Here is a 19,751-nt window from a genome sequence, read left to right on the forward strand (position 1 = left end):
ATATAGTGACGCGCTGTGCCGATAACGCAGTCGTAGCAGGGGCAGTACCTGCCTGGTGGACTTCCACGTCAGTGGAATTTTGGGGAGGTCGCCTAAATGGAATGGCAGCCGTAGAAACTAAAGGAACGGTTCTCACAAGGACGATCGGGAGATAAAACTCTGGTAACGGGTTGCAGAGGCACTGAAAGGAATTAATAGTCCGAGATGGGGGAAGTTCCCATTTGCCTACGGGTAGTAAGGAAGCGCGTTTCCTAAAAGTTACCGTCGATCAATGCGGGTTCGATTCCCGTCCTCTCCATTGTCTTTCTGCCAGCGGATCTGGTGCTGATGCTACGAACGTCGGCTATATAGGTTCAACTCCTACCAGAGAGGCTTTTAATATCCCATAGCTAGAGGTGAGTTCAATGAGGTTTGCTCCGGTTCTGAAAACAACGCGATCGCCCCTAATAATTTTGGAATCAAAATATGAGCGAACATCGTTTGAGCGAAATTGTAATCGAGCGTCCCCGTGGCGGCAGAAGGACAAGTTTGAAGAAGCTAAAAGGTTTTAAGAAGCAGTTGAATCAACTCACCCAGGATGCTGCTGAAGACGGGTTATTCAATTCCTATCTGATCAAACCGAGAAAGAAAACCAAATATCTTTCGGATCATCTTGGACCATTGCGGCGGTTTTTGCGATCGCACGTTGGGCAACCGTGGAACACTGTTCACAGTAAGCTGTGCCAGCAACTCGACAGCAACACCATGGCAGGACGACATGTGCTTGACCATGTGAAGGACTATGTGGTGCTGCACGTTGAGTGGATTGATGATATTCTCTACGGTCAATCTCAATGGGGCGGAAGAACACGACTTGATCGCGCCTATCGAGATCAGTTCTACGTCGATCCTAAAACTGGAATTCTGTGTGCAGTTCAGCGAATCAATCGTAAGGAAAAGTCGCCTACCCCTCCAACAGATGTAGTAGTTATTGATGTTTATCATCAATATCACAAGCTGAATGAGATTTGGTATCTCGTCACTTTTACCGATTTTCCACCGCTGTCTACCGAATATGTTGTTGATATTTTGGGTCAAATCTCCAGCCTATCGGCAGTGCGTGTGCAGGGGCGGAGAGCCTATGCCAGCCACAAGCGGCAGTGCAATAAGAAGGAGATCCGATTTATTTTAAGTCGGTTTCCTACAATCTAAATTCTTCGCTCTTGCACTAATCGAGAGAGTCTATCCTTTACGAGAAACGGCTGAACAGTTGGATAAATACCAGCGCCATAGAAAATCTGTTCCCTTAGTCAAGCCAATGCGAGTAGTTTGAATTAAAGATAGATTGCCATCCGCTAACTGCTGCTGCAACTGAAACTGACGATGCTCTAACCATAAAGCTTGACCAAACTGGAGAGGAGTTCCGTTCAAAGTCAAGTCAATTTTGAAAGCGCGGCAAAGTTTTCCTGGACCCGCTGCAACTCGGTGGGGTTTAAGTTGCTGCGGAGGATCAATCCAGGCGGGCATAGTTTCTAACTGAAGCGCCCTGATCAAAACAGCACTGGGAATATTTACTTGGTCTGTAACCACATTAATGCAATGGTACATACCGTAGATTAAATACACGTAGGTTATACCAGGCTCACCAAACATGACCTGATTGCGAGTGGTGGAGCGACGATAGGCATGCATCGCCGGATCATTTGGACCATACGCTTCCGTCTCAACAATTAACCCACGCAAAAGTGTTCCATCCGGCATTTTCCGAACCAACGTACATCCAATCAGGTCAGGTGCCACTAAGGTTGAGTCGCGGCTTAGCCACTGAGCATCGATATAAGGCGGTGAATCAAATAATTCCACGATGGGCTTATGAGTAACTGAATCAATCGATCGCTGCGCGGGGTGCACTAGGAAGCAAAGAGTAGCATTTGAGGCTCGCTGGTTTCTTCAGCCGGATGGCATTAATTTCCTATCCTACAATCAGGCTATTTTTAAAGACCAGATTTTATTGATGTCTACTGCTTCTTCTAATCCTCAAACTCAATTAAGCAAATTTTGAACAGTTTAGCGAGTACAACAGCAACACTTCCACTTACAAAAAATGTCATCCCCATATAAATCACGCTTTTTCATGTCTCACCAAGTGAGCAAGAAGCAAGTGTTTAGCAAATTCCATAAAGTTTTGTTTTATTCCATCGTCAATTTACATGGAAATTACAAAGCCTTAAATGCGCCAGGGCCTGGTTTGACCACAATGATGTAATCGACGATGCCACCTAATTCTTTTAGTTGTTCAACGTCATAAAGCTTGGCCAGATCATTGACGTGCCCAGTGTAATTGAGGTTACATTTCTCAACTAGCTCGTCTTTGTGCAGTCTGAAGTCATAGCCCAACATGCCGCGTTGAGCGATTGTCATTCCGGTTGCGTTTGCCGCGATCGCCTGCTCAAAGGAAATCTTTTGGTACCATCGGCAAAGCTGGTGGCCAGGTGAACGCTTTATCCCCACAGTCAGTCTACCCTCAAATTTCATATCAACCCTTAACGGATGGAGGTCGATACTCCGGTGTTCGACTAAGCGCTCACGCCGAAGTCTCGACCGATCTGGTTGATAGAGCGTTAACCCTTAGATCCCTTAAATACGTTTGCCCATAAATGTCGTCCGCCTTGCAAATCGCCAACACACCAGCCGAAGCCCCAAATCCATTGGGTAAACCCTTTACGTCTGGTAAGGTGGGGAAACAGACTTAAAAGTTGTTTAAATAGCTTCAACATGCTGCGCCCATAGTGTTTAAACACCCTCAGCCGGGTGATAGATGAGCCATATTTTTGATCTAACACCACATGTGCCAGTCCCCAGTTCTTTCCTTGGCGGTAGCGGTCTCCCAGTTCAGTACGCAGACGATAGTGAATTATGGCATTTGGCACAAACTGAATTGGAATTCCAGCCAAATTGGCTCGCCAGCAATAATCCGTATCCCAACTGGCAGTGCAGGTTTCATCGGGGTTGCCGATCGCCTCATAGACTGATCTCCGCAAGCCCAAGCTGCACCCACTGGCATAAGGTAAATAGAGCGGTGGCGAAATAGTAGATAGCCCTGCTTGTGCCGACTGTTGCTGCCAGCCATCGCTAACGAGCCAGTCAGGGTTTAGTTTAGTGTAGTCGATAGCAGCAGCGACAAACGGATGAGCCTTGAGTGCGTTGCCTAACGTTAAAAGCCAGCCTTCCCCTACTTCATCATCCGCCTCACACAATAAAAAGGCGTCTCCTGTTGCCGTTTGCCAGCCCACGGCGTAGGAATGAGTCACGCCTCGCCTGGGGGTGTTTGGCTGATAAGCATTGACAATTTGCAAATTAGGCAAACGATCTCGATATCGTTCCACAATCTCCATTGAGGTGTCGGTTGAACCATTATTGACAACAACAACTTCCCACTCACTATCCCAAGATTGATGGGTCAGTGCTTCTAGTTGAATCGCGATCGTTTTGGCACCGTTAAAACAAGGCAGGATGACACTAAGCTTCATTATGAGTTAAACAATAATTAAGTTCACGCGCTTGAGCAAAGTAGGCATTTTGTTCAGCCCGGAGGCGATCGCACAAGCGATTTTCTGGCAGTTGTACATCTTCGTAGGTGAGGATCTGATCCTTAGCAACAGCGCGCTTCAGACGACACCCCTCTGCCAATCCAATTGGAAATAAATTTTGCGCTTGGGTAACTTGAGCAGTTTCGCATTGTCCATAGGTCATGTATCCACCAATGCAGTCGATCGTTTCACCCACTTTCAAATCAGTTTTGGCAGTCGCCACTACTTCCACTCTGGGCGCACCTAATGGAGCCAGCACCGCATCTTTAAATAGAACGACCCGTGCCACCGATAGCGGCACTTCAAAATGGCAAAGGTGATAGGGTGTGTAAAAGCTGTAAAGCGGACCTTCACCTAACTTGTAGTAGTTAAGGTAATGGCAATGTTTTGGGTCGTCTTGAGTGGCAAAGACAAACACACCGGGACCGGGTTTTGCGCCCACCACATAATCCACAATGCCTCCTAAAGCTTTCAGTTGATCGACATCATACAAGTGGGTCATCTGATCCACATGATCTGTGAAGTCATAGCCCAACATGCCTCGCTTAGCAATGGTCATGCCGGTAGCATTAGCAACGATCGCCTGCTCAAAGGAGATTTTAGTGCCATCGGCAAAACTGGTGACCATATGGGGTTTTTGCCCCCATTTTTTAGCGAATCCCTCCTGGGTTGTCGGATTACGATAGGTATCTTGCAAGCCTTTGATGTTGCCGCAGAGCAAGGGAGTCATGCCGATGCTCTTGACATAGCGATAGAGGTTCATCTCTACACCTGGTTGATCGCCATCGCAGCCAGAGAGAATCACACCTGCTTTGTCAGCGTATGTTTTTAAAATCGCGCCAATGGTGCCATCCAATTCTGCGTTCATTAACACAATATGCTTGCCGTGGGCGATCGCTTCTAAAACGACTTTTGCCGCAAAATCAATCGTACCCGTCACCTCAATCAGCGCATCAATCCCGTCTGCTTGACAGAGCAATAGGGCATCTTCAGTGATGGCGGCGGTTCCTTGGGCGATCGCGTCCTCCAGTTCTGCCACCGTCTTCACTTGCCGCACCGTTTCAACGCCAGCCTCATCGTAGGCGCGTTTGGCATTGCTTAAATGTCGACTCGCCACTGCCACCAATTCCATACCAGGAACCGAGTTGATAATTTGGTTTGCAATCCCCCAGCCCATAAACCCAGACCCGACCATGCCCACTTTGACGGGGTTTCCTGCTTCAGCCCGTGCTTTCAGCGCTGTATCGACAATAATCATGACGGAACTCCAATCGCGACAGGTTCGTATAATGCCCAAGTAGCATCTTTTTCCGAGATCGTTGTAATGGGCAAGCGCCACTCAATCCCAAAGGCAGGATCGTTGTATCGGGCACCCCGTTCACAATTGGGCGTATAAAACTCGCTGACTGCATACATCACTTCAGTGTCATCGGTCAGGGTTTGGTAGCCATGGGCAAACAGTTCGGGAACATAGAGCGATCGCCCATTTTCGGGAGTCAGTTCCACGCCCACATGCTGAAGATAGCTGGGAGAGTCAGGACGTAGATCAATAATGACATCATAAATTGCGCCCCGAATGCAGCGAACGAGTTTTGTTTCCGTGGCAGGTGGAATCTGATAATGCATTCCCCGCAAGGTGCCCCGCTGATGGTTAAACGAAAGGTTACATTGGGCAATGGTGGGTTTCAAGCCATGCTGTTCAAACTCGTTGCCGCAAAACATCCGGGCGAAGTAGCCGCGATCGTCCGATTTGCGATCGAGATCAATGATAAAAGCTCCCTGCAAAGCAGTTTCAGTGAAAATCATAGATACTCCAAGTCATGCATGATTACGGTGAACTGGTGGAAAGGGACGGCATTGCAGCGATAGGGGCAGCCGGATTTAATTGCAACGCTTGATAGCGAAGAATTTGCGTTTCCACGATTGTTTTCATGTCTTCTTGGTGACGATAGGCCTGATAGAACTCCACGATCCATTCCAGGGTTGTTCCCAAGGATAGACGAGGATACCAGCCCAGCCTAGCTTTTGCTTTGGAGCAATCGAGTTTTAAATAGGTTGCTTCATGGGGATGATCGCCAGCATCCAGTTGCCAAGTTGCGCCCTCGCCCCAACGCTGGGTCAAATATTCCACAATCCAAGAGACGGGTTTGACATCCTCATCATTGGGACCAAAGTTCCAGCCCTCCGCATAGGTAGCTCCGGCCTGCCAGAGACGCTCTGCCAGCAGCATATAGCCGCTGAGGGGTTCCAAAACATGCTGCCAGGGACGAATGGCGTGAGGATTGCGGATTTGCACAGGCTGTTGTGCCTGGATTGCCCGCATGATGTCAGGGATTAGGCGATCGCTTGCCCAGTCGCCACCACCAATTACATTGCCTGCACGCACACTGGCGATCGCGGCAGGCTGAGAAAGAGTCTCTGGATGCGGCATAAAAAACGAAGATCGATAGGCTTCGGTAACCAGTTCTGCACAGCCTTTGCTGCTGGAATAGGGATCATGTCCGCCCATCGGTTCATCTTCTCGATAGCCCCAAACCCATTCTCGGTTCTCGTAACACTTATCAGTCGTGATCACGACCACTACGCGTACACTTTCGGTATGACGGACTGCTTCCAAAAGGTTCACAGTACCCATCACGTTGGTGGCGTAAGTTTCTACCGGATTCTGGTAGGAGTAGCGTACCAATGGCTGGGCTGCCATATGGAACACAATGTCTGGCTGATGCTCTGTCATCACCGCCTGTAGCTTTGCCAGATCCCGAATGTCGCCAATCACGCTGGTGAGTTGTGGCTCAATTTTGGCAACCTCGAACAGGCTATGTTGAGTAGGGGCAGGTAATGAGTACCCAATGACAGTGGCACCCAAGCGTTTCAACCACAGGGAAAGCCAACTACCTTTGAAGCCAGTGTGCCCGGTAATCAAGACCTTTTTGTTATACCAAAATTCCATTAACAGTCCTTATGCGGGTAAACGAATCTGTATGTAAACAAATGGATTTTTATGCAAGTAAGTAAATCTGTGAATATCACCAAACTTTCCAAGGGGCTGTGCCATTTTGCCAGTAGCGTTCTAGGTCGGTTCTGTCCTTTAAAGTATCCATCGGTTGCCAAAACCCATCATGTTTGAAAGCCGAGAGTTGACCGAGGTGAGCCAATTTCTGTAGCGGCTCTTGCTCCCAAGTCGTAAAATCGTCGGCGATATAGTCGATCACTTCCGGCTCTAGAACAAAGTACCCTCCGTTGATGTAGGCTCCGTCTCCACCGGGTTTCTCATGGAAAGCGGCAATCTGATTTTGCCCTTCAGCCAGGGCGATCGCGCCAAAGCGACCGGGAGGTTGAACAGCAGTTAGCGTTGCGAGAGTTTTTTGTTCTTGATGAAACTTGATTAACTCTGTAATGTTGATGTTGCTAACGCCATCACCATAGGTAAAACAGAATGTTTCATTGCCAACGTGTTCGCGAACACGCTTCAACCGTCCACCCGTTAAGGTAGCTTCGCCCGTATCTACCAGAGTGACTCGCCAAGGTTCCGCTTTACCTGCATGAATATTCATTTGGTTAAATCTCATGTCAAAAGTGACATCAGACATGCGAAGAAAGTAATTGGCAAAAAACTCTTTAATTACGTATCCTTTGTAGCCACAGCAAATAATGAAGTCATTGATGCCATGAGCAGCATAAATTTTCATGATGTGCCATAAAATTGGCTGCCCACCTACTTCAACCATTGGCTTTGGTTTGATGGATGTTTCCTCACTCAAACGGGTACCCAATCCACCAGCTAGGATGACTGCTTTCATAAGTTGATACCTTTACGACTTGTAGGTGAACTTGACACACCTACTCAATCCTAGTTGCCGTACTTAGGCATGTCCATAAAGCAATGACGGGGTAACGCAGGTAATTGTAAAAAAATCAGAAAGAATTGAGCGAAGCGTCTGTTTCAAGCCGGAAATAAAATCAGTTGCCTAAACAGGGTTGAAGAGTTGCCGCAACGGATTGAGCTAATGCATCTAGGTCATATCCGCCTTCTAAACCAAAGAGAATGTTGCGAGTGATTTGTAAACAGTGTTGAGTAAAAATACTGTAGTCTTCAGGCCTCAGGCAAATTCCGGCAAGTGGATCAGCTTGATTCGCGTCATAACCCGCGCTAATGATGAGTAAGTCAGGTTGAAAGTGGGTGAAAAACGGGATGATTTGTTGCTCAAATGCTGATTGATATTGAGCGATAGCGCTGCCCGATTGCAGTGGAATGTTTAGGACGTTGTTAGAGACTCCACGGTCATCAGCGGCTCCAGTGCCGGGATATTGAGGCGATTCATGCAAAGAGCAATAGGCAATGTTGGAATGAGTTTCGACGATCGCCTGGGTACCATTCCCGTGATGCACATCCCAATCCAGAATTGCAACGCGATCAGTGCCGGGTTGCTGCAACGCATAAAATGCCGCGATCGCTGCGTTGGAAAACAGGCAGAAACCCATACCGCGATCGCTGAGAGCGTGATGACCTGGCGGACGGGCTAACACAAACGCTGGATTTTTGGTTTTGATGACTTGATCGATGCCATCTCGCCATGCGCTAACCGCTAACAGAGCAACCTCATAACTCTGGGACGACACAGGAGTATCGGCATCTAAATATCCCCCGCCTTGATCGGCTAATTGCTGCACAGTGCTGATGTAGTGCGATGTGTGCACTCGTTCAATATCTGCCATGATTGGACGAAGTGCGATCGGGGTCGGAATTTGCCAATCCAACTGATTTGCCCAAGGAGCTGCCAAGAGCACTTTTTTGATCGCAGTCAGACGGTCTGGCTTTTCGGGGTGGAAGTAGCCCGTTTCATGCAGCAAAAATTCGTCGGAATAAATAACTGGCAGCATCGGAATTGGGGCATTTTGTAAAGAGCATAGCAGTTGGTGAGCAGTTCCACTTGGAGTTGCCTTTTATGCAGCTTTCAACGGAATTGTTCCCTGGTCAAAGACTTGATGGTTGGTGGCGATCGCCTGAATGTTAATGCGATCTTTAAATACCTCAAACGCTGTGAACCCATATCGAGAGACAGAATACTCTGTCCAAGGCGATCGCCCTACCGGACGCAAATGGGCACCGCCGTTTCCGGTAATTAAATAAGTCGTGCCATCAATGGGTCGAGTGCGTTCATAGCTATGTTCATGCCCATTAATATAAAGCTGAACGCCATATTTTTTGAACACCGGACTCAAACTTTCAATGAATCCTTGACTGCTGCCATAGACTCCAGAGGAATAAATGGGGTGATGTCCATACACAATTTTCCAAGGAGCAGTACTGCGGCTCAGTTCTTTTTCAAGCCACGGCTGCTGAGCACGCCAATCTGCGTTTACGTTTGTATCCAGCACAAAAAACTGCACGGCTTTATCTCGAAATGTATAGTAGCGTCCAGGCATATGAAAACCAGGATATTGCACTTGGCGATCGCCATTGTCGCTACGGATGTCGTGATTGCCAAGACAGGCGCGAAAAACCACACCATTTTTGAGCAAGTCTCGATAAGGCTGCTCGAAGGCGCTGCCAATCTTGCCCATTTCTCCATTGGTATAAATGTTGTCGCCTGCCAAAACCACTAGCCTATAAGGGTTTTGCTGGTAGTAGCGGGTCATTGCGGTGGCAACTGCGGCTTGATCTGCGTTGCTGCTGCCCGTATCTGCGGTTGCAACAAAACGAAGCAATGGCTGGTTGCGATTGGCTGGCACTGACGCGATCGCTCCGCTGGAGTCATTCAGTTTAGGTGAGGGCACAGTATTAATCGAACTCAAAGCAGCTTTCCCTAGCCCAACTGCCGCTGCTGCTCCACCCAAAATTAGAAGATTGCGTCGTTGCATATCAGCCTTTCAATTTCCTAATAATGAATGAAATTGCAGCGTAACACTGACGAAAGCACCCTGCAAAGCGCGATCGCGACAAAAACCTGCTCAGATCTTTAAGCCTTACATAAAGACGCACCTAAACGATTCTCACAGGTGGCACGTTCCTCTGCGGTCAGTTGACTCCATTCCACATCGCGCCGCAGTAGCAATCCATTCATGCCCGCCACATAGCGCGGCAGTTCCTTGTTTTCAATCACCTGCAAAGTTTGAATGTCGTAGGTGGTGTAGGTGGTCAAGTCGGGTGAGTCAAACTTCACATCCACAATGGTGATGGCTTTACGAGGAGGCTGCGTGCCATCTATGAAAGGGCGAGGTCCTGATCCCAAAATGCCCATGTGCAAAAACTGCATCTTGCCGCGATGGGCTGGGTAGTAGGTGTGGTGATGTCCGCTGATGTAAGTGTGCACTTTGTACTTTTCCAGCATGGCTCGAAGTTGCTCGGCATTATCCATCACGTCTCCTGCCTGATTGCGACCCACGGCAACCGAATAAAGCGGCAAATGCCCCAGCAAAATTCGCATCTTGGCAGACTGGGCTTTTTCACTAGCCAACGCTTTTTCAACCCAAGCTAGCTTTTCCTTAGGAATGTTGCTGGAAGAGCCATCCCAGACTAAAAAGAAAATGTCCTTGAATTCGTAGGTGTAGTAAAAAGGGAATTCAAATTTATCGATGAAAGCTACGCCGGGATTGTGCGCCGGATCGTTCCAATACTCAGCGGTGGCATTCCGCTCTCGCTCAAACAAAAACTTGCCAGAAACTCCCAATGCGCTGGATGAATCGTGATTGCCCACGGTGAAGCCATAAGGCAGCTTCATTTGGCGAATCGGTGCGGCAACCTGTTTGTCAAAGGCTGCCCACATTTCCCGTAGGCGAGTATCTGTGAGAGTGGGGTCTTGTCCGGCAACCATGTCACCGCTGCACAGCACCATGTCTGGATTCCAAAATGGAATTAGCTTTACGCCTTTATCCACTTCTTGGGGATAGGTTGTCGCGCCATAGTAGTCATTTAAGTCACTGATCACGACAAATCGGACATCGCCACGGGGAGGATTGAACAAGCCTTTGGCACCAGCACTTGCCGCGATCGCCATTGTCTCCGGCGGAATCGAGATTGCGGCAGGTGCCACAGACTGCGAAACCGTTGTTGCATTAGACGGAGCTTGAGGAGTTTGAGCCTGACACGCGTGGAGGCTTACGGTTAGCCCAAGCCCAAGCACAGCAGCAAACAAAAGAGAGAAGAGCGATTCCCGGAGGGATCGTTTTACGAATCGCCAACGCATCACGGCACACCAGAAATTCCACGCATACCATACCGCATAAGCGAGTCGTTGGTTACGTTCTTAGTTCATATTCATCGGTTCTGGCTGCAAGTAGCCAGCCGTTACGCAATCATTCAATAGCTGCTGGACAAATTCCCACAATTCAGGCGCACCTGCCGAAATCGGAGCCATGCGCTGGAGGACGCGATCGCGGGTAATGCCGTTGGCTTTCCAGGTGCCACCTTGAGTTTGCTGATTATTCAGCAAGGGTTGCAGACGATCGAGAGAGCAAGCAAACAAAGCATCGGGAGTTTGCTGAGCTTCAAATTCTTCCCACAGCGATCGCAAGTCTGCTGCCTGATCCGCTGGCAATAAGCCAAATAGGCGATCAGCGGCTTGAGTTTCGCGATCACTCTTGCTAGCGTTGTGCTGCGTGTCATAACAGAAGGTATCGCCTGCATCAATCTCCACCAGATCATGCACCAGCAGCATTTTGATCACCCGTAGCACATCTACAGGCATCGGGGAATATTCTGCTAACACAATCGCCATGAGGGCAATGTGCCAGGAATGTTCTGCGCTGTTTTCTCGACGGGATGCATCGGTTAGCCAGGTTTGCCGCAGCACAGTTTTGAGTTTGTCTAGCTCAATCACAAACTGAATTTGCTGCGCAAGCCGCGCTGTGTTAGTCCTGGGCAGATCGTTCACATGTCTTCGCCAGGATAGGGCGTGAGGATTTCTACGCCGTCTTCTACCACTGCGATCGTGTGTTCAGCTTGAGCAGAAAGCTTGCGATCAAGAGTGTAGGCAGTCCAGCCATCATCAGGATCTAGATCAACTTCCCAAGTACCTTCGTTGATCATGGGTTCAATGGTGAACACCATGCCGGGACGCAATCGCAATCCTTTGCCGCGATCGCCATAGTGAGGAATTTGAGGAGCCGTGTGAAACACATTGCTAATTCCATGCCCAACAAAATCCTGCACCACTGAAAAGCCCTGGGCTTCAGCATATTCCTGAATCACCGCACCAATATCGCCAACCCTGGCATTGGGTTTCACCGCTGCAATGCCCAGCCGACGGCATTCATTGGTTACCTCCACTAGCTTTTTCGCGACGGGAGCAGGTTCGCCCACAAAAAACATTTTGGAGGTGTCGCCATGATAGCCATCCACAATCAGCGTCACATCAATATTTATGATGTCGCCTTCCTTAAGAATTTCCTTTTCATTGGGAATTCCGTGGCAAACCACTTCATTCACGCTGGTGCAAATTGATTTGGGAAAGCCTTTATAGCCAAGGGGAGCGCTTTTGGCTCCATGTGCTTGGGTCCAGCGTTCTGCTTCGTCGTTTAATTCCAGGGTGCTAACGCCCGGTTTGACAAAAGCGCTGAGATGATGCAAGAGTTGACCTGCCAAATGCCCTGCGCGGCGCATTTTGTCAATTTCTCGACTAGATAAAAGGGTGATAAGTTCGCGTGCCATGAAATTTATTTTATCGGGAAAAGTTCATTCTTGCTGAAGTTTGGCGGAAACTATCAAAACAGACTAAGGCGGCATTTAGTAGAATATTGCAAGCAAGGTGTTCCCGCCAAAGGTGAGGTATCGAAGTGGATGAGCTTAGGACGGCGTTAGAGTTGGCAACAGATGAAGAATTGCAGGATTTGACAGAGATTCTCTTTCGCCCCAGGTTCAATCCATTGGATTATCTCAGGAAAACAGACCCACTAGATATTCAAAGCCGCGATCGCGATGGCTGGCTAGACGCGCTGGAGGATCGGTTCCGCTATCTAGCAGCGGATGGGCTGACGGTGATTAGTCAAAAGACTAGCCAACTTAGCTATCGACAAATCTTAATTCAGGTCTGTCGCCATATGCGTTTGCCCTACAAAATGTCGATGTCTACAGTGGACTTAGAGGCAGAAGTTTTTTTAGGGCTACTGGGACGGGCATGGAAACAGTTACCTGTGACAGAAAAAGGGGAGTTTACTATCCAGCTTAAACACTCCCTAACCAAGTCGCAACTGTTACCGCAATTGCCATTAACTGCACAGCAAGATCCGATGAGTTTGGTGGTTAAAGGTAGCACGGCGATTGCGGTTACGTCCGTATTGCGCCCCATGTTGATGCAGTTGATTGCTAAACAGTTTGCGGTTTATGTCGCCCGCTATCAAGTGGCACAAGCTGCCGCATTAAGTGGGGCGATCGCCGCCCAACTGCAAAATGTAGCACTGCAAACGGCGCGGCAAGGAATGGCATTGAGCGCCACGCGATATGCCACCATGCGGGGAGTGTTTGCCTGTTTAGGTCCCGCATTATGGATGTACTTTTTTGCAGATTTAGGTTGGCGATCAGTCTCCACTAATTACGGACGAGTGATTCCTACTATTTACGCCCTTGCCCAAATTCGCTTAACCCGTACAGAGTGCTTTGAACTTGCTTAGGCACCGGCTCAAAAAACTTCCTTCCTTTCAGGTGCATCCCGATCCATCCATGCGATTTGCTTGGATGCTGGTGCAAGGCGGTTTGTTAGTGCTGCCGTTCAGTGCGTTGTTTGGGTGTGTGGGCATGATAGTAGCCGCGATCGCAATCTGGCGACAGCGATTCAGCCAAATCATGACATCCCGAATCAACCAAGGGTTTTCTCTGCTTGCGGTATTAATGGTGTTAAGCGCAGCAGTTGCCCAACACCGTGGAGATGCCTTTTTGGGCTTGTTTAATTTTGTGCCCTACCTTTTTTGCTTTGCAGGTTTGAGTCCGCTGATCCAAACACCTGCTCAACTCCGCCGCTTGGGGTGGGTGCTAGTGGTTCCATCTGTGCTGGTCTGCTTAATTGGCTATTTTCAAATGCTGATGTGCTGGTTGGGCTATCAGCAATTTCTACATATTCAAGTGCTATGGATTGTGATCGACTGGCAGTATGACTTGAAAGGCACTCCGCCCGGTCGAATGTCTGCGGTGCTGACCTATGCAAACGTGCTGGCGAGCTACTTGGTGATGACGTTCGGTTTGGGCTTGGGCTTTTGGATTGAGGCGATTCGGCGCAGTCGGCGGTTGGGTATCAGCGTTTGGAATCAGGAAACTGCGGCTTGGGTGGGCCTGCTACTGCTGAATGTGGGAGCGCTGATTTTGACCAATTCGCGCAACGCTTGGGCGATCGCGGCAGGTGCTTGCCTCGCTTTTTCGATTTACGTCGGTTGGCGTTGGCTGATTGCAGGGGTGGGGTTGGTCGTGGGTGCAATTTTAGCAGCGGCTTTTGGCCCCACATCCCTACAACAGCCGTTACGAACCATTATTCCTACCTTCTTTTGGGCACGGGTGACCGATGAGCTTTATCCCAATCGTCCCGTTCCCACCCTCCGCACAACTCAGTGGGAGTTTGCCTGGTCACTCATGCAACAGCGCCCAGGATTAGGCTGGGGATTGCGAAACTTCACCCCGCTCTACCAAGCTCAAACAGGCTTTATCTTGGGTCATCCTCATAACTTACCGCTGATGCTGCTGGCGGAAGTGGGTATTCCAACAACCATCCTATTTTTGGGCTTGGTCGGTTGGGTCGTCGCCCAAGGAATTCAATATTGGCGGGTATTTCCAGACCAATTAAAGGAATCGGGGCAACATGAGACGAGCGATCGCCTGATTTACTTCAGCTTCCTCGTCGCCTTTTGCAGCATTGCTATCTTCAGCCTATTTGATGTCACTCTGTTTGATGCCCGCGTTAACATCATGGGCTGGATGTTACTCATTGGCATTTGGGGAATAGCAAACGCCGAAAAGACGACCAGTGAAGTGTAGGGCAGCGGCAAGTTTTGTAAGTCCTTTTGACTGGCTTTGCCAACGCATAGGTTGCCGTCAGGAAATTTTTGAGCGGCTCAATTGCTAATCTCTAATCGCACCTTCAGTTCTTGTTTGCCAGTTACAATAGTCAGAAGTTGTTTTTTCACACCTAAACCTTTAGCTAGTAGGGCGTTCGTGGCGCAGGATCGATCCAATTCAACAGGTGGCAGTGGCAGTTCATACCAAAAAGTGGTTGCCACTACTCACTATGCCCTGCTGAAAATACATCCATCGGCATCCGTTAAGGAAATTCGGCAAGCTTATCGTGAGTTGAGTAAGCTGTATCACCCCGATACAACTACGTTGCCACCTGCGATCGCTATTGCTAAATTTCAGCAGTTGAATGAAGCCTATGCCACGCTAACGAGTGAAGAACGACGCAACGCTTACAATCTCAAAGTTGGGTATTCTTCCGTTTCGGTTGTGCAACCTGCACCCAGCCTGCACCAGTCGTCGGCTCAAAATCAGTCTGTGTCTTCCTCTGCCTACATCGATGCAACCGATCGTCCCCTGTCACCCGGTGAACTGTTTGCACTGTTCATCTTGGGATTAACGTTTGTGGGTTGTCTCTGTCTGGCGATCGTGATCGGGCTAACCCGTGGAGATACCCTTATTCAACCGATTACTGCTCAACCTACGCCCTCGGCTCAGCCAGTGATCACTCAACCGTTTATCCCGGCTAAAGGTGGAATTGACTACGCTCTGCCAAAACAGCCTTAACCTTTATTAATCAAGTTCAGTGAGAAACAGTTCTTCCATGCCACTTCCTTCCGCAGATACGCCCCTTTACAATCATCCTCTTCCTGATATTGAACAATGGTTAGAAACTCAGGATTGCCAGCAAGACCGTGAGGATTTGCACTGTTGGCATATTGAACGGGCAGGCTGGAAGGCGGAATTGTGGCTGGATGTTGATCAGCTTAGTGTGCGCTACTTTGATTTTGGAGAAGGCGATCGCGCCGTGCAGCGATCATTTAAATACTCTCTTAGTCGCCACGACATTGAAGCCGCCATCTTCGCAGGACCCTGACCGGTGGCGAGTGAAGACGCGCTGTAAACTCAAAGCTCCCGGTCCAAACTCATAACTTCCCAAATCGGCGTTCGCGCTGTTGATAGTCACGTAGTGCTTGATGAAATTGAGTGCGATCAAAGTCAGGCCACAGGGTATCCGTGACGTAAATTTCGCTGTAGGCCATCTGCCAAAGCAAGAAGTTGCTAAGCCGCATTTCACCGCTAGTGCGAATCAACAAATCCGGGTCACAGATGCCCGCAGTATAGAGATGGCGCTCAAATTGGGCTTCGTCAATTTGAGCTGGGTCAATTAATCCTTGCTGAACTTTTTGAGCGATCGCCCGACAGGCCTGAACAATCTCCTGCCGTCCACCATAGTTTTTCGCAACGGTAAACTGAATTCCCTGATTATTTTGGGTCGCCAGCACAGCCTGGTCAATCCGATTACGGAGAATCTCAGGCAATACACTCAAATCTCCTGCAAACCGGATTCTGACATCTGCACGAATTAATTCGTCCAGTTCTCGTCGCAGCACCCGTTCATACAACATCATTAAGAATTCAACTTCCTCCAACGGTCGTCCCCAATTTTCAGTCGAAAAAGAGTAGACCGTGAGTGCCTGAATACCCCAATCTTTACAACAGCGAAGCAATTCCTTTAAGACATCAGCCCCCCGTTGGTGTCCCCGAATCCTAGGCATTCCGCGCTGCTTTGCCCAACGACCATTGCCATCCATAATCACAGCAACATGTCTTGGCAAACGGTCTTGTAGAAGGTCAGTAGGCAGCTTTTGCAAGGCAACTGAGTGTGCAGTCATGGTTTCTCCAGATTCAATTGTGCCCTAAGTCCAGTGAACCGCAGGCTAGAAAATTTAGGTGCGTTGATTGTCTCGTCTTTATCTATTTTTTATGTTTACGCCACGGTATTACTTGTTTCATCAACGACCATGAATTAGCAGCCAATTGGCGACCAATGGTTTGCAAATTAGGTGCAACTGCTTCGCGGTCAACGGACTGAGATAAGCGCGCATCCAAAAGCTCCTTTAGTTTACTGCTCGTCAAAGGACGATTTAGAATTCCCCGCTCTGCCAGAGAAATAGAGCCTGTTTCTTCAGATACAACCACACAAATGCAGTTTTCGACACGTTCTGTAATTCCCATGGCTGCCCGATGCCGAGTGCCTAACTGACGAGAAGCAGTTCGCTCAGACAAAGGCAAAATTACACCTGCTGCCACAACACGCGTATCGCGAATTAGCACTGATCCATCATGCAACAGTGTGCTTGTCTGAAAAATTGTTTGTAAAAGCTCCTTTGAAACTTCTGCATTGAGGCGAACTCCTGGCACCGAAAAGTCACGTTCATCGATAGGACTGGCCGTTTCAATGATCATCAATGCGCCTGTGCGATTCTGAGATAGTTCTTTTACCGCATCAACTATTTCATCCACGGTATCGGTAGACTTGTAAGCACTACGCTGATAAGGCTGAATTAGCTGTAAAAGCTGACCTCGACCCAACTGCTCTAAGAATCGACGAAACTCCGATTGAAGAATAAATGCCATGGCCACAGCGGAACCAACCACCAGATTACTCAACACAAAATTAAGTAGCCTTAGCTCTAAACGTGTACTAACGGCAGTCGCCAGCATCAGGATAATAAATCCCCGTACCATCCAAAGAGTCCGCCGCTCTCCAATGATAACTAGCATCATGTAAGTCAGGGTGATGACCAACCCAACATCCACTAGCGACCAAACCGCTTCGGCAATATTTTCAGGCAAAAATCTAGTGAGCAGGTTTTGGAAGGCTAAAAAGCATAAGGGTTGTGTCCAACCAGGACCCGCCAGCCATTGCTTCCACAAATCTCCCATTGATCTGGTTGAACCCTACGCCGTTTAAGGTCATGCCGTGCTACATAGTGAGACTCAAACTTAAGACTCGATCGCTCTCTGTCTTAACCGTTCTGGCAAACAATCCTGACGGATCAGGTCGTCATAGGTTTCGCGCTGCAAGATCAAATTTGCTTCGCCACTATTGACCAGTACTGCTGCTGGACGAGGAATGCGATTGTAGTTGGATGACATGCTGTAATTGTAAGCTCCCGTCGCGGGAATGACGAGGGCATCTCCCGGTGATGCTGTTGCTAATTTGGCATCTTTAATCAACACGTCCCCCGATTCGCAGTGCTTTCCGGCGATGGTAATAGTTTCTGTTAATGGTGCAGACATCTGATTGGCAATCACTGCCCGATAAACAGATTGATAGGTAATCGGGCGAGGATTGTCAGACATACCGCCATCTACTGACCAATAGGTACGGACGTTAGGAATCACTTTTTGTCCACCTATGGTGTAGGCAGTAACGCAGGCAGAGCCAATCAACGATCGCCCCGGTTCTGAAATCAGCTTAGGATAAGGCACCTGATGGGCATCGCAGGCTTGGGCGATCGCCTCCGACACCGTTTTCACCCAGGCTTCAATGCTGGGGGGATCATCGGATTCGGTATAGCAAATGCCCAAACCACCGCCAATATTCAAAATTTCAATCGGTAAACCGTGGTGAGTTGCTTTGAGCAACCACTGCACCATCACCGCCGCTAAATCATGGTGTGGTTCTAGTTCAAAAATCTGTGAGCCGATGTGGGCATGTAGCCCAATGCAAGATAACTCTGAATGCTGACTCAAAAATTGAAAGACCTGATCCAATTGGTTTGGATCAAAGCCAAATTTGCTGTCAATACTGCCTGTACGAATATAGTCGTGGGTATGGCACTCAATACCTGGCGTGAGCCGAATCATCACTTGGATTGGAAGTACGGAGTGCGGAGTGCGGAGTGCGGAAGAACTTGAATGCCTTTCACTAGAGATTTCTGCTAGGGTTTTTAGCTCTAGCCAGTTGTCTACAACAATCGTGCAACCCGATTCCGCAGCAAATTCCAGCTCATCCCGCGATTTGTTATTGCCGTGAAAGTATAGCTTGGTCGAATCAACGCCTGCCTGGAGGGCTGTGTAGAGTTCCCCGCCGGAGACAACATCGATTCCCAAACCTTCGGATGCCACGATCGCGCAGACTGCTAAACAATTCCATGCTTTCGATGCATAGATCACCTGCGACTCACCGGGATAATATTTTACAAACGAATCTCGATACTGCTGACAAGCAGTCCTCAAAGTTTGCTCATCTAATATATAGAGAGGAGAGCCAAATTGTTGCAGTAAATCGCTGACATCACAGCCTCCCACTTCTAGATGATCTGCCTGGTTTACACAAGCAGTTAGCGGAAACACTTGCTGATTCGGCGAAAGCGAAGTACTAGAATCTGACAAATAGCGACGACCAGATTGGGTTTCAGTGCGGTGAGTCGATACCATTGCGCGATCGAGAGTCCTAAATAGCAAGTAAGCGAGAATTGTTAACTATATCAGTTTACAATCGACTGCCAATGATATCCTCAATCGATTAACTTTTGTGCGTAGTCTGCAAGTGAAAGCTCTTACCCCTCAAGATCTGACCGCTGCCGTCGATCTCGATCGCCGTTGTTTGGGTGGATTGTGGAACTTGGACGGCTACCAGCGAGAAATTCATAGTCCAAACAGCGACCTACTCGTATTGCAAAGAAGCGAAAAAACAGAGGAAGAAAAAAGCAAAGGGCAAAGGGCGAAGGGTGAAGGCAATACTCGACACTCCACACTCGACACTCCGCATTCTCCTGCCCTTCTTGCCATCGGCTGCTCTTGGGCAATTTTAGAAGAAGCCCACATTACCTTATTAGCGGTTGATCTCGACTATCAACGACAAGGGTTAGGGCAGGCATTGCTTTACTGTTTATTAAAGGCTGCCCACAATCGCGGATTAGAACGGGCAACGCTAGAAGTACGAGTGTCCAACCAAGCGGCGATCGCGCTATATGAAAACTTTGGCTTTCAAACCGCAGGACGGCGCAAGCGCTATTACGCAGAAACAGGGGAAGATGCACTGGTGCTGTGGCGAGGCGGACTGCATCACCCTCACTTTCCACAAACCTTGGCAAATTGGCAGCTAGCAGCCAGCGATCGCTTGGGGCGATCGGGTTGGCAGTTACAAGAGTTAGAAGCTAAAAATCAAGAGGCAGGAAATAGTATTTAAGAAAGCCGTACCCTGAACCCAGCACCCTGGCTTCCGCACGCAC

At 48.8% G+C, this 19,751-nt stretch carries 22 protein-coding genes; 7 read left to right on the forward strand and 15 right to left on the reverse strand.

The genetic code is table 11. The annotated features are described in order from the left end of the window. Positions 1-5: 5 nt before the first annotated feature. Entirely contained in the window at positions 6-155 is a 150-nt protein-coding gene (locus JOY44_RS01420) for a hypothetical protein (protein WP_171571991.1), read from the forward strand. A 310-nt stretch (positions 156-465) separates the two neighbouring features. Then, positions 466-1,191, forward strand: a complete 726-nt coding sequence (locus JOY44_RS01425) for a hypothetical protein (protein WP_171571992.1) — start codon at positions 466-468, stop codon at positions 1,189-1,191. Between the two features lie 30 nt (positions 1,192-1,221). Here JOY44_RS01425 and JOY44_RS01430 read toward each other — a convergent pair whose 3' ends face one another. From JOY44_RS01430 to map, 12 genes are all read right to left on the reverse strand, one after another. Then, positions 1,222-1,842 carry a DNA-3-methyladenine glycosylase gene (locus tag JOY44_RS01430; RefSeq protein WP_171571993.1) on the reverse strand — a complete coding sequence of 207 codons (621 nt, stop codon included), beginning with the start codon at positions 1,840-1,842 and terminating at the stop codon, positions 1,222-1,224. A 354-nt stretch (positions 1,843-2,196) separates the two neighbouring features. Beyond that, the gene (locus JOY44_RS01435; RefSeq protein WP_207211149.1) at positions 2,197-2,490 is read right to left on the reverse strand and encodes a hypothetical protein; all 294 of its coding nucleotides are present in this window, start codon (positions 2,488-2,490) and stop codon (positions 2,197-2,199) included. 110 nt (positions 2,491-2,600) lie between these two features. Continuing rightward, positions 2,601-3,509, reverse strand: a complete 909-nt coding sequence (locus JOY44_RS01440; RefSeq protein WP_171571994.1) for a glycosyltransferase family 2 protein — start codon at positions 3,507-3,509, stop codon at positions 2,601-2,603. Next, on the reverse strand, positions 3,499-4,827 hold the full coding sequence (locus tag JOY44_RS01445) for an NAD(P)H-dependent oxidoreductase (protein WP_171571995.1): 1,329 nt from the start codon (positions 4,825-4,827) through the stop codon (positions 3,499-3,501). The genes JOY44_RS01440 and JOY44_RS01445 overlap by 11 nt, the downstream gene beginning before the upstream one ends. Beyond that, entirely contained in the window at positions 4,824-5,375 is a 552-nt protein-coding gene (gene rfbC / locus JOY44_RS01450) for a dTDP-4-dehydrorhamnose 3,5-epimerase (RefSeq protein WP_171571996.1), read from the reverse strand. Before rfbC ends, JOY44_RS01445 begins: the two co-directional genes overlap by 4 nt. A 22-nt stretch (positions 5,376-5,397) precedes the next feature. Next, positions 5,398-6,519, reverse strand: a complete 1,122-nt coding sequence (rfbG, locus tag JOY44_RS01455) for a CDP-glucose 4,6-dehydratase (protein WP_171571997.1) — start codon at positions 6,517-6,519, stop codon at positions 5,398-5,400. Between the two features lie 76 nt (positions 6,520-6,595). Then, positions 6,596-7,369: a glucose-1-phosphate cytidylyltransferase gene (gene rfbF / locus JOY44_RS01460; RefSeq protein ID WP_171571998.1), complete on the reverse strand. Its 774-nt coding sequence runs from the start codon at positions 7,367-7,369 to the stop codon at positions 6,596-6,598. Positions 7,370-7,529: 160 nt separating this feature from the next. Next, entirely contained in the window at positions 7,530-8,450 is a 921-nt protein-coding gene (locus JOY44_RS01465) for a histone deacetylase family protein (RefSeq protein WP_171571999.1), read from the reverse strand. A gap of 63 nt (positions 8,451-8,513) precedes the next feature. Next, positions 8,514-9,431, reverse strand: a complete 918-nt coding sequence (locus JOY44_RS01470; RefSeq protein ID WP_171572000.1) for a metallophosphoesterase family protein — start codon at positions 9,429-9,431, stop codon at positions 8,514-8,516. Positions 9,432-9,529: 98 nt separating this feature from the next. Then, positions 9,530-10,756 carry a metallophosphoesterase family protein gene (locus JOY44_RS01475; protein ID WP_171572001.1) on the reverse strand — a complete coding sequence of 409 codons (1,227 nt, stop codon included), beginning with the start codon at positions 10,754-10,756 and terminating at the stop codon, positions 9,530-9,532. Positions 10,757-10,816: 60 nt separating this feature from the next. Next, a complete protein-coding gene (locus tag JOY44_RS01480; protein ID WP_242541702.1) occupies positions 10,817-11,443 on the reverse strand; it encodes an HD domain-containing protein in 627 nt (208 codons plus the stop codon). Then, a complete protein-coding gene (gene map / locus JOY44_RS01485; protein ID WP_171572002.1) occupies positions 11,440-12,219 on the reverse strand; it encodes a type I methionyl aminopeptidase in 780 nt (259 codons plus the stop codon). The genes JOY44_RS01480 and map overlap by 4 nt, the downstream gene beginning before the upstream one ends. Before the next feature lie 125 nt (positions 12,220-12,344). Here map and JOY44_RS01490 point away from each other — a divergent pair, with 125 nt between their 5' ends. The 4 genes from JOY44_RS01490 to JOY44_RS01505 all read left to right on the forward strand — a co-directional run bounded on the left by JOY44_RS01490 (position 12,345) and on the right by JOY44_RS01505 (position 15,601). Further along, complete coding sequence (locus tag JOY44_RS01490; protein WP_171572003.1) at positions 12,345-13,178, forward strand: YaaW family protein; 834 nt, start codon at positions 12,345-12,347, stop codon at positions 13,176-13,178. Beyond that, complete coding sequence (locus tag JOY44_RS01495) at positions 13,171-14,529, forward strand: O-antigen ligase family protein (protein ID WP_242541703.1); 1,359 nt, start codon at positions 13,171-13,173, stop codon at positions 14,527-14,529. The genes JOY44_RS01490 and JOY44_RS01495 overlap by 8 nt, the downstream gene beginning before the upstream one ends. Positions 14,530-14,706: 177 nt before the next feature. Next, positions 14,707-15,291, forward strand: coding sequence for a J domain-containing protein (locus JOY44_RS01500; protein WP_197984874.1), 585 nt, complete (start codon positions 14,707-14,709; stop codon positions 15,289-15,291). A gap of 37 nt (positions 15,292-15,328) precedes the next feature. Beyond that, complete coding sequence (locus tag JOY44_RS01505) at positions 15,329-15,601, forward strand: DUF3143 domain-containing protein (RefSeq protein WP_171572005.1); 273 nt, start codon at positions 15,329-15,331, stop codon at positions 15,599-15,601. A 49-nt stretch (positions 15,602-15,650) separates the two neighbouring features. On the opposite strand, the gene JOY44_RS01510 is transcribed toward JOY44_RS01505, so the two are convergent. The 3 genes from JOY44_RS01510 to lysA form a co-directional block, all read right to left on the reverse strand. Next, entirely contained in the window at positions 15,651-16,400 is a 750-nt protein-coding gene (locus JOY44_RS01510; RefSeq protein WP_171572006.1) for an isoprenyl transferase, read from the reverse strand. An 82-nt stretch (positions 16,401-16,482) separates the two neighbouring features. After that, a complete protein-coding gene (cdaA, locus tag JOY44_RS01515; protein WP_171572007.1) occupies positions 16,483-17,454 on the reverse strand; it encodes a diadenylate cyclase CdaA in 972 nt (323 codons plus the stop codon). A 60-nt stretch (positions 17,455-17,514) separates the two neighbouring features. Next, complete coding sequence (lysA, locus tag JOY44_RS01520; RefSeq protein ID WP_171573636.1) at positions 17,515-18,954, reverse strand: diaminopimelate decarboxylase; 1,440 nt, start codon at positions 18,952-18,954, stop codon at positions 17,515-17,517. A gap of 97 nt (positions 18,955-19,051) precedes the next feature. Between lysA and rimI the strand changes: the two genes are divergently transcribed. Further along, the gene (gene rimI / locus JOY44_RS01525) at positions 19,052-19,708 is read left to right on the forward strand and encodes a ribosomal protein S18-alanine N-acetyltransferase (RefSeq protein WP_171572008.1); all 657 of its coding nucleotides are present in this window, start codon (positions 19,052-19,054) and stop codon (positions 19,706-19,708) included. Positions 19,709-19,751 lie beyond the last annotated feature (43 nt).

It is taken from the genome of Leptolyngbya sp. Cla-17 (genome assembly GCF_016807185.1).
Lineage (GTDB): Bacteria > Cyanobacteriota > Cyanobacteriia > Leptolyngbyales > Leptolyngbyaceae > ULC077BIN1.

Bases quoted from the DNA above. Each gene is read 5' to 3' on its own strand.
- JOY44_RS01510 (WP_171572006.1), bottom strand. From the start codon at position 16,400: ATGACTGCACACTCAGTTGCCTTGCAAAAGCTGCCTACTGACCTTCTA.
- lysA (WP_171573636.1), bottom strand. From the start codon at position 18,954: ATGGTATCGACTCACCGCACTGAAACCCAATCTGGTCGTCGCTATTTG.
- rfbC (WP_171571996.1), bottom strand. From the start codon at position 5,375: ATGATTTTCACTGAAACTGCTTTGCAGGGAGCTTTTATCATTGATCTC.
- JOY44_RS01475 (WP_171572001.1), bottom strand. From the start codon at position 10,756: ATGCGTTGGCGATTCGTAAAACGATCCCTCCGGGAATCGCTCTTCTCT.
- JOY44_RS01465 (WP_171571999.1), bottom strand. From the start codon at position 8,450: ATGCTGCCAGTTATTTATTCCGACGAATTTTTGCTGCATGAAACGGGC.
- JOY44_RS01445 (WP_171571995.1), bottom strand. From the start codon at position 4,827: ATGATTATTGTCGATACAGCGCTGAAAGCACGGGCTGAAGCAGGAAAC.
- JOY44_RS01440 (WP_171571994.1), bottom strand. From the start codon at position 3,509: ATGAAGCTTAGTGTCATCCTGCCTTGTTTTAACGGTGCCAAAACGATC.
- map (WP_171572002.1), bottom strand. From the start codon at position 12,219: ATGGCACGCGAACTTATCACCCTTTTATCTAGTCGAGAAATTGACAAA.
- JOY44_RS01505 (WP_171572005.1), top strand. From the start codon at position 15,329: ATGCCACTTCCTTCCGCAGATACGCCCCTTTACAATCATCCTCTTCCT.
- rfbF (WP_171571998.1), bottom strand. From the start codon at position 7,369: ATGAAAGCAGTCATCCTAGCTGGTGGATTGGGTACCCGTTTGAGTGAG.
- cdaA (WP_171572007.1), bottom strand. From the start codon at position 17,454: ATGGGAGATTTGTGGAAGCAATGGCTGGCGGGTCCTGGTTGGACACAA.
- JOY44_RS01470 (WP_171572000.1), bottom strand. From the start codon at position 9,431: ATGCAACGACGCAATCTTCTAATTTTGGGTGGAGCAGCAGCGGCAGTT.
- JOY44_RS01425 (WP_171571992.1), top strand. From the start codon at position 466: ATGAGCGAACATCGTTTGAGCGAAATTGTAATCGAGCGTCCCCGTGGC.
- rfbG (WP_171571997.1), bottom strand. From the start codon at position 6,519: ATGGAATTTTGGTATAACAAAAAGGTCTTGATTACCGGGCACACTGGC.